The 12,769-nt window shown below is 56.4% G+C and carries 13 protein-coding genes; 8 read left to right on the forward strand and 5 right to left on the reverse strand.

Annotated features, from left to right (window positions below):
- Positions 1-96 precede the first annotated feature (96 nt).
- Positions 97-858 (forward strand): lysophospholipid acyltransferase family protein, encoded by a 762-nt coding sequence (locus tag M5R41_04635; GenBank protein ID MCZ7555673.1) that lies wholly within the window; start codon positions 97-99, stop codon positions 856-858.
- Between the two features lie 109 nt (positions 859-967).
- Here the strand turns inward: M5R41_04635 and hpnE are convergent, their stop codons facing one another.
- Genes hpnE through hpnC form a run of 3 tightly spaced genes read right to left on the reverse strand, consistent with a single transcriptional unit; the run spans position 968 to position 4,036 of the window.
- On the reverse strand, positions 968-2,317 hold the full coding sequence (hpnE, locus tag M5R41_04640; protein ID MCZ7555674.1) for a hydroxysqualene dehydroxylase HpnE: 1,350 nt from the start codon (positions 2,315-2,317) through the stop codon (positions 968-970).
- Positions 2,314-3,174 (reverse strand): presqualene diphosphate synthase HpnD, encoded by an 861-nt coding sequence (hpnD, locus tag M5R41_04645; protein ID MCZ7555675.1) that lies wholly within the window; start codon positions 3,172-3,174, stop codon positions 2,314-2,316. The genes hpnE and hpnD overlap by 4 nt, the downstream gene beginning before the upstream one ends.
- Positions 3,167-4,036 (reverse strand): squalene synthase HpnC, encoded by an 870-nt coding sequence (hpnC, locus tag M5R41_04650; GenBank protein ID MCZ7555676.1) that lies wholly within the window; start codon positions 4,034-4,036, stop codon positions 3,167-3,169. Before hpnC ends, hpnD begins: the two co-directional genes overlap by 8 nt.
- Before the next feature lie 185 nt (positions 4,037-4,221).
- On the opposite strand from hpnC, the gene M5R41_04655 reads away from it, so the two are divergent.
- Positions 4,222-4,998: a DUF481 domain-containing protein gene (locus M5R41_04655; protein MCZ7555677.1), complete on the forward strand. Its 777-nt coding sequence runs from the start codon at positions 4,222-4,224 to the stop codon at positions 4,996-4,998.
- Here M5R41_04655 and M5R41_04660 read toward each other — a convergent pair.
- Positions 4,984-6,162: a small ribosomal subunit Rsm22 family protein gene (locus M5R41_04660; GenBank protein MCZ7555678.1), complete on the reverse strand. Its 1,179-nt coding sequence runs from the start codon at positions 6,160-6,162 to the stop codon at positions 4,984-4,986. The two genes, M5R41_04655 and M5R41_04660, sit on opposite strands and share 15 nt — an antisense overlap.
- Positions 6,163-6,450: 288 nt before the next feature.
- Positions 6,451-6,702 carry a hypothetical protein gene (locus M5R41_04665; protein MCZ7555679.1) on the reverse strand — a complete coding sequence of 84 codons (252 nt, stop codon included), beginning with the start codon at positions 6,700-6,702 and terminating at the stop codon, positions 6,451-6,453.
- A 113-nt stretch (positions 6,703-6,815) separates the two neighbouring features.
- Between M5R41_04665 and M5R41_04670 the strand changes: the two genes are divergently transcribed.
- The 6 genes from M5R41_04670 to M5R41_04695 all read left to right on the forward strand — a co-directional run bounded on the left by M5R41_04670 (position 6,816) and on the right by M5R41_04695 (position 12,768).
- Entirely contained in the window at positions 6,816-7,355 is a 540-nt protein-coding gene (locus tag M5R41_04670) for a hypothetical protein (protein ID MCZ7555680.1), read from the forward strand.
- A gap of 16 nt (positions 7,356-7,371) precedes the next feature.
- On the forward strand, positions 7,372-7,719 hold the full coding sequence (locus M5R41_04675) for a hypothetical protein (GenBank protein MCZ7555681.1): 348 nt from the start codon (positions 7,372-7,374) through the stop codon (positions 7,717-7,719).
- Complete coding sequence (locus tag M5R41_04680; GenBank protein ID MCZ7555682.1) at positions 7,716-8,210, forward strand: GNAT family N-acetyltransferase; 495 nt, start codon at positions 7,716-7,718, stop codon at positions 8,208-8,210. The genes M5R41_04675 and M5R41_04680 overlap by 4 nt, the downstream gene beginning before the upstream one ends.
- Positions 8,211-8,250: 40 nt before the next feature.
- Positions 8,251-10,449, forward strand: a complete 2,199-nt coding sequence (locus tag M5R41_04685) for a S9 family peptidase (protein MCZ7555683.1) — start codon at positions 8,251-8,253, stop codon at positions 10,447-10,449.
- 373 nt (positions 10,450-10,822) lie between these two features.
- A complete protein-coding gene (locus M5R41_04690) occupies positions 10,823-11,425 on the forward strand; it encodes an RNA polymerase sigma factor (protein ID MCZ7555684.1) in 603 nt (200 codons plus the stop codon).
- Positions 11,422-12,768, forward strand: a complete 1,347-nt coding sequence (locus M5R41_04695; protein MCZ7555685.1) for a hypothetical protein — start codon at positions 11,422-11,424, stop codon at positions 12,766-12,768. Before M5R41_04690 ends, M5R41_04695 begins: the two co-directional genes overlap by 4 nt.
- Position 12,769 lies beyond the last annotated feature (1 nt).

The raw sequence follows: 12,769 nt of genomic DNA on the forward strand, positions 1-12,769 counted from the left end.
CTTTCAGGTTTTTGCGAGAGCTCGGCGATCCGCTATATTATTGCGGATGCCCACAAGTAATATTGGTAACACAAGAGTTTCCAACAACATTTCCGCATGATCACTGCAAGGAAATCCGCACTCACAGAGGCCTTCTGGTATCGGTACTTCCGACGGAAATTGCGAAAGCGATTCCGTGCATTGCGTGTGAAAGGAGCCGCCACGGTACCGGGCTGGCATGGGAGCACAACGAGTTTGAGAGAAACCCTGCCAATAGTATTCATCGCGAATCATTCCTCGTGGTGGGATGCCGTCGTACCCCTGATTCTTTCGTATGGGCATTTTCGGCATGATGCCTACGCCATGATGGAAGAAAAGCAGCTTGCGCGGTACAGCTTTTTCCGCGGTGTGGGCTGTTTTTCCGTGCTTCGGGAAGACGCGCGGTCGGCGTTGCGCAGTCTTGATTATGCTGCTGAGCTGCTGCATGGCACGGCGCGTGTACTCTGGATGTATCCCCAGGGTTCAATAGTTTCCGTGGAACAGCGCCCACTCGGATTTTTCAACGGGATTTCGCGCCTGCTCTACGCCCTGCAGGATGCCTATGTCATTCCCGTGGCGTTCCGCTACGAATTCCTTGGAGAGGAAGCGCCTGAAATCCTCGTCTCTTTCGGTGAACCCTGGCGCATCTATGCCCCCGATTTGCCGGACAGGAGCACCACAACCGCTCAGCTCGAACAACGGGTCATCCGCACCATGGATGAACAGCGGGAAAGCGTCATCCGGCGTGATTTCACCGGGTATGCCGTTCTGCATCATGGGACGGTGTCCATCAACCAGCGATGGGATTCCTTGCGGGGTAAACAGAGCGCGATGGGTTGATGAATTCCTGTCCGCCGGAGCATCACCTACGATCACTCCACCGCCGGCCACTCGGAGCGGAGGCGGTGGCGAGGTGCGACGCTCGACTCAAGTTCTCAAGTGCGGTCGGTTAACGGGAATTTTCTATCAGGGAAAAATCCTGCTGTACAGCGCGGGCGGCCGCTTCTCCGCTCAAGATCGCACCCTCTATAGTTGCAGGCAGAGACGTCGCCGTCCAGTCGCCGGCCAGATACAAACCTGGTATTTCCGTTCGCGGGAGCGGGCGATGGGGATCAATTCCCGTTGATGGCAGGAATGTGGCACGCCGTTCGTGCACAGGAAGAATGCGAAGGATATCCTGGGCGGACAAACCCGGGATAAGCAGTGGCAATTCATGCGCGAGCAAGGCCCGCATGTCGTCCGGATGCTTGTCCTGCAGGGCATCCGAGGCGGATATCGTACACGACACCCTCCAGCGGCCATCAGCGTCGCGCCCTTTCGGAAAAAGCCACTGAACCGCGGTTCCCAGCGCGCCCGTCATCACCGGGATGGAAGGATCGCGCGCAAGCCATACGTGAACGGAAAGGATGGGGGACGGTTCGAACAGCGCGAGGGTACGGCGCAATGTGTCGAATTCCGTAACGTCAGGGAGAAGGCGCGAAAGAGACCATGGCGCAACAGCGCTCACAATCGCGTCCGCGGACAGCATTTCTCCTCCTTTCAACCGTACAGCAATGGTGTTTCGCCCGGATATTTCCAGGCACTCCGCAGTCTGGTGCAATGCGACTCGCGCTCCGCGTTCCACAAGTCGCTCTTCCGCAGACCGGACGAGCAGTTTCGATAAACCGACTTCAGGGAGCAACATATCGGCTGCATCTTTCCCGGAAAAAAATATCGTACGCAACACGGTGTAGAGATACCCCGCTGATGCTGTTGCGGGGCTGGAATTGAGTGTGGCAAGCACGACCGGAGTCCAAAAGCACTCCATCGCCCGTTCACTCTGCCCAAGTGACATCAACCACGTGCGGCAGTCCACCTCATGCAGCGCAGCCGCTCTTTCGCTGCTGAAGAAGCGCAGCGATGCCATCGTGCGAACAATTCCCAAGCGCTCCCGGAGCGAGAGCAGTCTGTATCGGAGCAGGGCCTGCACCATGCCCAGGGATCCCGGCAATGCCCCGGCACCAAGTCGGGCGCTTTCGCCATTCGCGTGTCGAAACGCCAGCGACAGACCGTGCAAACGACGGATCAGAGCCCCGGTGCCGATGCGTTCGACATAGCGTAACGTGGCAACGTAGCAACCCATCAGTACATGCTGACCGTTGTCTATTTCCTCACCGGAAATCCGGTCCGTGAACGAAAAGGCCCGGCCACCCGCGTGCGGCCGGGCTTCCAGCAGTGTTACGTCACAGCCGGCATCCACGAGTCCGAGAGACGCCGAGAGTCCGGCAAGGCCGGCACCCAGTACGATGACACGCTTCATACAGGAGAAGCGTACTGGAGGGGGGCTCGGCTGAAATACTCCGAGGCGGCGATGCGGAATTTTTCAAAGCCCGTCAGTGATACCCGCGTATCAAATACAGGAAAATTATTGCGTTCGATTTTTTCCAGGATGCGGAAATAGATTTTGTCCATGATGCGGGCGGCAAAAAAAGCGCCGTGATCCTCCTCTGCGAGGGACACACGTGCTTTCGAATAATAGGTCTTTGCTCGCTCCACCTGGAAGCGCATCATGCGAACAAACTCCTCGTTGTATTCGAGACGCAGAAGCTGATCCGTCGTGTATCCAAAACGATCAAAATCCTCCAGAGGAATGTACACCCGGCCGTTGGCGGCGTCTTCGCGAACATCGCGCACGATATTGGTCAGTTGCAGCGCTATGCCGAGATCGATGGCGTACTGTCGGGTACGAATGTTCTTGTACCCAAAGATTTCGCTGCACATCAACCCCACTGTGGATGCAACGTGGTAGCAATAGGTGTAGAGTTCGTCGAACGTGGCGTAGCGATCTTTCTCCAGGTCCATGCGCATGCCGCGCACCAAATCGAAGAAATGCTGCGCGGGGATGTTGAAGCGCGTCGCTATCGTATGCAGTTTGTTGAGGAGGGGATGAGTACTCTCACCGAGAAAGCCTCGTTCGAGCTCCATTTTCCAACTCTGGAGATGCGCACTCCTTTCGTCGCTCGTCCCGCCCTCATCAACGATATCGTCCGTATAGCGACAGAAGGCATACACCGTATGTATCGCTTCGCGTTTTTCCTCCGGCAACATCGCGAAGGAAAGCATGAAGTTTGTCTTGCTTTTCCGCGTAATATCGGTGGTGATATCGTGTTCAGGCATGATGCGAATCTTTCAGAAGCGCGTGATACACCATGGAAGTATAGTCTCCGTAACCGAGTGTGGGACGATGAGAGACGGTAGTATACTCTTGTTTTTTAATTTTTTCAAGAATCCTGTAACCACCATGCCAGACGGCGCGAATCTCCACACCGAGCCGCCACGGAAGTAAACGGAACAACGGTTGTGCGTCAAGGAAGTATCGTCGTGTCCGATCCACCTGAAACGCAATGCACGCCCGCAATCCGGTGCTGTCCCTGCCCGCAAGCACATCGGCAGATGCAACGCCGAATCGGGCCAAATCGTCTTTGGGGATGTATATCCTCGGCTTCAGACGATCGACCGATACATCCTGCCAGAAATTGGCAAGCTGTAATCCGGTACAGAGACTGTCTGACAGGTGTGCGGTTCGCTCGCTCAAAATACCATTCAGCGCGAGAACAATGCGCCCCACCGGATTGGCGGAACGCCGGCAGTATTCGAGAACTTGCCCGAAGGTCTCGTATTCTTCTGTCACGGCATCCTGGGTAAATGCATCCAGAAGATCATGGAAGAGCTGCACCGGAATATCGAAGCTCCGGATGGTATCGGCCAAAGCCGTAAACACGTGGCCGCTGCCCCTCCCCTGACAGGCTTGTTCGAGCCGCATCCTCCACTGCGCAAGATCCTCCAGCCGCTGATCGGGTGACGCAGTTCCTTCGTCGGCGAGATCGTCCGCGTGTCGCGCAAAAGCATACACCGCCGCCACGTGCGGGCGCAATCTGCGTGGCATCGCAAGGGATGCGACGGGAAAATTCTCATAATGCCGTCTGGCAAGCCGAAGGCAGTAACTGTAGGATTCCTGAAGAGTTACACGCTCTGTCATGATGCAAAATGCATCATCGGGTGCTCAGCTCCAATCCCGAAACGAATACTCAGACGTCGGGAATGATGTTCAATCCCGGCCCTCCCGCCGTTATACCATCCGTGCGTACAGAAAAAGCATTCCTCCTCGGCCTCAGTCATCGTACATTGCAGGATACAGCCCAAGTCACGAAACGGACCGTTCCTGTGAGTATACCTCTTTCCTTCATCACGCTCTCGCTGCTCCTGTCGATGCAGGCGGTGGCGCAGGTAAACACCGAGAAACTCCGCAGTTCCGACAGCGGTCGCGGACTGGCCGTTTCCGTATCTGCGGCTACCGGCCTGGTGCGGGGGAATTCCGAGTATTTTTCCTTCACCGCTTCGGGCCGCAGCGATCTCATGCTGGATGAGAGCTACCATTTCCTCGTCGCCTCGTATGATATGCGTGAAAGTGGTGAAGGAAAAATCAGCAACAAAGGGTTTGCGCATCTCCGCACTATGTGGAATGTGCGGAAGAACTTGATACTGGAGGGCTTCACGCAGCTCCAATACGATCAGTTCATTCTGCTCAAGCAGCGCACGCTCGCGGGCAGCGGCGTGCGTCTGGGCATCCCTCTCGCAGGCGATTCGTCCGGCGGTGATGCGCTGCAAATATTCGTTGGAGTGGGTGCGATGTACGAGCATGAGTTGTATGGTGCGGATGAACGTGATGTGGTATTCCACCGCCTGAGGTCAACAAACTATCTTTCACTCATATACTCGTTGGATACACGTGTTACGTTAAGCACTGTAGCATACGCTCAGCCGCTGTTCGACGAGCCTGCCAATCACCGCTTCGTCCTGGAAGCCTCGGTCATGGTTCGCTTGACGACCTTTCTCGCGCTGCATGTTGATGTGGCATGGAATTATAACAGCCACCCCGTCGGAAATATCAGGCGCTACGATCTTGAGTTGAGCAACGGTGTCTCTCTAACCATCAGGTGATGCGGGCCGTAGTCTGGTGACGACCGTTTCCGGCAATACCTGCTGTCCATCCCCGCGTGCTTCCGCATTGTTGACCGAAATGATATCGTAGCGGTTCAGGGTATCCATCGCCGCGTTGCTCGCGCTGGCGTCGCGGGTGTTCCTGCGCAGACGGACGCGCCCCTGTTCGCCGCAGGCAAAGCACCAGCTCCTCCCTTTTTCCTTTGCCAGCTCGCTCACGACGCGGCATGGATTCGCCGTATCGAGCTGTCCGGCCAGTGTCGCGCCGTGGCGGTTCAGAACCAGATAGCTGAATTTCAGGGATAACTTCACCATACCGAGCATGTGATCTATGGTTCTGATATACTCCGGTCGCTCCCACGCCGCCTCGTGATGACACCAGTCCTGTGGCGCTTCCAGTGCCGGGCAGTGCTGCTGACGAAAACACGGCGAGTACACCGTCCAGCCCTCATGCACCAACGTATCCCGAAGCTCCAGCAGTCTCCGCGAAGTGCTTCTCAGGGCGGGCTCGATGAGCACCACCCACCCGTTTACCTTGGTCATCTGCCGTAACAGGGCGTTTACACTCCGCGCATTGTCCGGGATCTCATTCAGTGCATTCATCATCAGAACCACATCATAGGAAGCAGAATGTGACCGCACGCGGGAGATATCCGCTCGCATCGTCGACAGGTGTAATCCCGGGAGAACGCTTTTCAGGGCGACACCCAAGGTCGCCGTGAAATCGAGAGCTTGCGGCAGCACATCCAGACCAGTATAGGAGAGATCGCAGTCCGGAGGCAGCCAGGATACCAGTCCCGCGAGTCCGGTACCGGGACCGCACCCCAGATCGATGACGCTCAAGTCGCTCCTCTCCCGAAATACGCCGGCAAGGGCTATCTCGCCGAGTGGCACGTGGAGTTTGAGCATATTCGCTGTCATGTAGTAGAGCGTGTATGCCGCTCTGAGCGCTGGGTCCGAAAGATAGGGTAACGTACGCTGATTCCTGCGCGTTTGAACGTCGTTCAGGTGTGCGGACAAGCGTTGTACGGCATCCGCCGTGCGCCTGAGCAGAGCGGAGTCACCGGTATCCAAGCCGAAATAGTGCTTCAGCACCACGGGCCACGACTCCGGGATACGAAGTATCGAGGACTGATCTCCAACATCCATGACGGTTCTATGCATTCTGCAGTTTGCTCACCGATTCTCCACCTCCGCTTTCCACAGACGGTATGCACCGGAGCAACGCATCTTCTGACGGGAGTAAATAAAAAGGCACAACGGTCTTCATCAGTACAGATAGGAACTGACAAGACCGCTGTGTCAACACTGCTGCCGCACCGTCACCGTTTACCCGGTGAGACACGTCTCCATATGCTCGATGTAAACCCTCCGTCGTGGCAGGCGGTCTCAGAAACAACCGTTCCTGACAGCACACCCACGAGGGAGTGATGCGACAAGAATGCGTGAGAATCAGTTCTCGTCGTCGTCCTCGCCTTCGCCACCCTCGAGGCTGTCCAGTTCTTCGTTCGCGTCAAGAATGATCGCGACGAGATCGATCACCTGTTCGAGTTTGTCCTGGGGAACGAATGTGCCGAGCAGCGCGACGCCCGCATCGAGACGGGCTTCGGCGTCGTCGTTGTCGAAGATGGCTTCGAGCACCTTGGTCGCTTCCTCTTCGGAAATGTTCAAAAAGCCGGTCTTCATCGCGTCGTCGAAATGCATGATTACTCCAAATTGAATAAAAAAGACTCTCTTCCAATATACACAAAACTCTCATCCGCGCATCCGGAATACCGCGCTTTCGTATATTAGAATTTTACGATGAACGAGATCTCATGCACGATTCATACAGCACCATTCTCGCACTGTCTCTCCTGATCATCACGACCCATCTGCATGCGTACCGCTGTGAAGCCCAGACAGAGGAGCGCCGGCGTGCGGGCGATGTCGGCCTGCTCCTGTCCGCCGGGGTCTCCAACGGAGCGCGGATCGGTGTAACGAGTTTTATCCTCGACCAATTTTCCACCGAAGCATCCTTCGGCCTGGTACGCATAAAGCTGCTGGAGGCGGGAGACGAGGTGAAGCATACTGCGGGATATTCCGCATCGCTCGCGGCATCCTGGTACACACATCGCGACGCTCCCGTCAGTCCGCTCATCTTCGTGCAGGGCAGTTGGGTCACTGCCGATGGCGCACGCATCGACCAACAGCGGTGGATCGCATGCGTGGGCATCGGTACGGAGTATTCTCCCCTGCCTTCCCTGGGCGTGTTTATGCGATTCGGACCCGCACTGCAGACGATACGGACCCGGGGCAACAGTGCGTCGGAGCTGAGTTTGCAGTTCGATGCCGGATTAAACCTGTTTCTCCGATGACGGGACCCCTGCGCAGATGAAACACCGACTGACAGAGACAGGCGATACGGATGTATCTGCAGCGGCGCGCATGCTGCCGGCACTGCTGCGCGAGGCCCCGATACCCGTACGACGCGACTGGTTGCTCGTAAAAGCACGACAATATCTGTTTCTTCGTATTGCCGCGTTCGCCTTTACCGGCATTTTTTCCGTGATGCTCATTGTACAAATCCTGTTCACACCGGTGCTTCCTGTCGGTACCGTGCTGTTTTCTCTCCCCGCAATGATCCTCTCCCTGCTGGTCGCGTCGGCGATGCAGCGGGCACGCCGGCGACACCTCGATGCGGCGCATTTTCTCCACACATTGGAACAACGCAGCGTATGAAACACGTTGACACCTCCGCAGTGCGAATCACTTCGCTCGCGCACGAGCATGCAGATCATTTTCTCGCGCTCATCGACGCACTGGCCGATTACGAAAAACTCGCACGACCCGACGCTGCCGCCAAACAGCGCCTTCTGGAGGATGGGCTCGGCACGAGGCAGCGCTTCGAAGCGTTTCTTGCATGGATCGATGACACGCCGGTCGGGTACGCAATTACTTTTGAGACGTACTCCAGTTTTCTCGCAAAACCCACACAATATCTCGAAGATATTTTCATCCTTCCCGAGTACCGTAAGCAGAAAGCCGGACTCGCCTTGTTCCTGCACGTAGCCGGGCTTGCCCGAACGCGTGGCTGCGGACGCATGGAATGGACGGTATTGGACTGGAACACCTCCGCACAGAGTTTCTACGACGCGCTGGGCGCCGTACATCTTCGCGAATGGTTCCTCTACCGTTTGACGGAAGAACAACTCGCAACCCTGCCACATTGATATCGAACAATCGAAACATGCCAAGTAACATGAGGTTTGCATGACGAAGCTTACAAAAATTGGGACGATGATTGTCCTGTTGGCCGCGCTGCTCCTTGCCGTACCGCTCACAGCGCAAAAAAAGGCGGTGACCCTGCGTGACGTCTTCGGTAATCCCGCGTTCTCACCACCACGCATGGTCAATCTTCAGTGGATGCAAAACGGCACACAGTACACCTACATCAAATCGGACCGTGAAAGCGGATCGCGCTCCATCATGCGCGTTGATGCGCGAAGTGGTGATGAGCAGGTGCTGTTGAATATTGCTGACCTTCCCCTGCCCGACAAGAAATTTCAGGCCTACCGTTGGGAGGAAAACGAGCGCTTCATGCTGATTACCGTCGAGGAGCGTCCTATCTGGCGACGTTCGACGATTGGTGAGTACGCCGTATACGACACGCAGCTGAAAAAACTCATTCCCGTTCCGAAGCACGAATCCGGTGTGATGAATGTCAAAGTCTCACCGGATGGTTCATGGGTGGGGTATGTGTACAACGACAATATCTGGATCATGAATCTCGAAACAGGTGAGGAACGGCAGCTGACGAACGACGCACGCGAGGCGGTGTACAACGGCCGTTTCGGGTGGGTGTACGAGGAGGAGTTCAGCATCGTTGACGGCTGGCGCTGGTCGCCTGACAGCAAGCGCATCGCATTCTGGCAGGAAGATGAACGGCAGGTACGTGAGTTCACCATGACGAATTGGATGCCGTTGTATCAGGACCTCATCCGCATCCGTTACCCCAAGCCCGGTGAAAAAAATCCGATCGAGAAAATCGGTGTCATCGACATCGCGGACGGCGCAATCCGCTGGATGGACCTTGGGAACGAAACCGACATCTATGTCCCCCGTATCGCCTGGACGCGCGATGCGAACACACTGTGCCTCTACCGGATGCATCGACTGCAAAACGAGCTCGAATTGCTGTTCGCGGACGTCCGCACCGGCGCAACCCGCGTCGTGCACAGAGAACAATCCGCCACCGGCTGGATAAACGTGGATGACGCTCACTATCTGAATTTTCTGAAGAAAAGCGACCGCTTCCTCTGGTTATCGGAAAAGGACGGCTTCAACCATCTCTATCTGTACGACTACAACGGGAAACTGCTCCGGCAAGTCACATCCGGGCAATGGGAAATTACTGAAGTCGCAGGTATCAGTGCCGACGAGAAAACGGTGTTTTACGTCTCGACGGAGCCTTCGGCGCTCGAACGTCACCTCTATCGCGTGAACATCGACAACGGGAAACGAAAAAGATTGACGGCACAAGCAGGACGACATACCGTTGCGGTCAGTCCCGGTGGCAATTTGTTCATTGACACGTGGTCCAATACGGCCCAGGCAAGCACACGCGCACTGTTCGACGGCGACGGGAAAGAGCTACGATCCCTCGGCGCGGTGGACATGGCTGTGTTTGATAGCTATGCGTGGAGCAAGAAGGAGTTGTTCACTGTAACCACAGCTGATGGACTCACTCTCGACGCGAGCATGATCAAGCCGCCGGATTTCGATCCAAGCAAGAAGTATCCGGTCTTTTTCGATGTCTACGGCGGCCCCGGTACACAGGCGGTATACAACTCCTGGCCTGGTACCATGCAGCAATGGTATGCGAACGAGGGTTTCATCGTCGTGCAGGTGGACAACCGGGGCAGCGGTGGTCGCGGTACCGCTTTCAAGCACGCTGTGTACAAACAGCTCGGGAAGTGGGAAGCCAACGATTATATCGAAACCGCGAAATATCTTTCCACACTTCCGTACGTGGACGGCAAGCGCATCGGTATCTGGGGCTGGAGTTATGGCGGCTACATGGCGGCACTGACGATGATGCTTGGCGCCGACCATTTTGCCGCCGGAACAGCCATCGCCCCGGTCGTGGACTGGACATTGTATGACACCATTTATGCGGAGCGCTTCATGCAGCGGCCAGACGACAATCCCGAAGGCTACCGGGTCGGGTCCTGCCTCGAACATGCCGATAAGCTCAAGGGAAAGCTGCTCATTATTCACGGCGGATTGGACGACAATGTGCACGTGCAGAACGCAATGAAGCTTGTGGACCTGCTTCTGGAGGCCGGTACGCAATTCGATATGCGCATTTACCCGAATGGTGATCATGGCGTCGCAGGCGGAATGAAATCGCGCCTTGGCCTGTTCGAATACTACATGCAGCACATGAAGCGCCATCTCAGCGATTCCTGATCCTTCTCTGATTGCAGCGGCATTGTACCTGGCCGCCATCGGAATTTCTGATGGCGGCCATACTTTTTTAGGCGAACGAAAGCAAAGATCGGCCCGTCGCGGAGATCCCCCGGTTCAGCGAGCACCGATCACAGCAGAATCCGGCCGGAGCAGCAGAGACGCGCCACACGATCTGATCGTGTGGCACAGCGTGCAGTCCACGTACAGGAAAGGGCTCACCGCATCGAAACAGAACATCCCGTAGCCGGTGGCCCAGGCGTCACGCCTCCCGGGCTTGTGATCTGCGATGGATCTGTTATATTCCGCTGACATGAAACAAACGTGACGTTCATGTGTCTATTCCCGATGCGGCCTAAGCCCGCAGCAGATACCATTGCCGAAACAGACACGTCATACCGGCACTTCCCGCTTTGTTGATTACACGGATGCACAATTGTATTCGATGACGGCGGATGGAAAGAACGGCGAAGCCGCTTTCCGTGAGCTGTACGCACGCCTGTCGGGTCAGTTGTACGCCTACTGCAAGTGCCTGGCCTGGCGGAGAGACGAAGGAGACGACCTGTTTCAGGAAGCGTTCGCGCGCTTGTATGAGAGTGCTCTGCAGCAGCGGCAGATCAGCAATATTTCCGGGTATCTGATAAAAATCGCCAGAAATCTCTGGCTGAACATACAGCGTGACCGCAGACCTACGGTCGGACTTGAGCTGGCCGAGAACGCCATGCAGGAACCGCCGCATGAAAAGACGGAGATGTTGGATCTGATCCGAATGGCAATGGAATTGCTGCCCGATGATTATCGGGAGGCGTATTACATGCGGGAATTCGCCGATTTGCCCTATGAGGAAATCGCGACGGTTATGGAAACCACTCCCGGCAACATTCGGATACGTGTCACTCGCGCCCGCGAACGCATTCGGGGCATACTCGAACCCTACATCGCAGAATACGAAAACGATACGCAGCGACAGAAGCCATGAACACGCACAACACACTCTCAGCCGATGATCTCCTGCACGCCTGGATAGACGGCGAACTTCCAACCGAGCAGGAGCCACAGTTCTATTCGTTGCTCGCCTCCGATTCTGTGTATCGCGAGCGGCTTCGCCAGTTCCAGACCATTCGCAGGCAAGCCCTGCGATACGGCGTACAGGCGACCCCCCCGGCCGAATTGGGGACACAGCTTTTCGAGCGACTGGGACTCCCCGCCGACGAACACAGATCATCGCGCACGCGCGTGCTTCCGTTTTTCGCGACGTTCTGGTCGCCAATCGCCTCCGCAGCCGCCGCTGCTTTTCTCACTGCCGTGATCATTCTCGGTATACAGAAAAACAACACATCGTTCGAGAACGCTTCTCTCGCCCAACAGTCCGGAGTCGCGGCACCGACGCCGCAGACACTGGCGGCGGATCCGGCACCGAACACACATCCACCCCGTTCGTTGCCTTCGATGAAATTCGTGGATGCACGGACGGCATCCCCGGCATCGCAGGTCCAACCATCACCTGTTCAAGGGGTCTACAACGAAGCCGTTTCGACGGACACTCCGTTGGAAGGAGAGACATCCCCGGAAAACGGCTCTGTCAGCACTGCGGAAAATCACTCCGTCGAATCCGGCAATGTGCCCACCCCCTTCCGAACCGATGCTCTCGAGACGCCTATCGCAGGCACGTCCGAAGCACCGGATGAACAAGAGAGCCTGCGACCTGAAGCGCATCCTTCTGAAGGTTTCACCGCAGTGAACGATTTGCCTGTCGCGAGCGGGCAACGGGACGAGCTCAGCGGCTATCGCGACGGTCCGGCGCCCTTTCCCCAACAAATGGCGCTTTCCGCCGCGGATATCCTCACTATCGAAATCCGGGGAACGACGGCCTCCTCCTTCCCAAGAGCCACCATCCCCTCCAATCCTGCTCCCTGGATGGAAAACATGGCCATCGGTGTGTTCTATCCTGACGAGCATACCGATCTTGGTTTGGAATACGGACAGGAAGCGTTTTCTCAGCATTACAGCGGCATGGAAAACGGGAAATACGTCCGCTATGAGCAAAATCTTCGCTCCTCCTGGCTCATCGCAACCGTCAGACAGCGCATGGGGCGCATCGAGTCGCTCGCAGGGTTTGAACCCTATGCCTCGATCAGTGCGGGAGCAACGTTCGAACTCTGGCCCCTGCTGAAAGGCGGGTTCGGATTGATGTACATGCCCGATAATCGCGTCCGCTTCCATATTGGTCTCGAGGGTGCGCTGCTCGCCTTCCCGTATCAGGAGCAATGGTTCACATCGAAGCGCGCGGGCATCACCTACGGCCTTTCCGTCTTGTTCTGAA

This window comes from Bacteroidia bacterium, assembly GCA_027493955.1.
Taxonomy (GTDB): domain Bacteria; phylum Bacteroidota; class Ignavibacteria; order SZUA-365; family SZUA-365; genus JAOSJT01.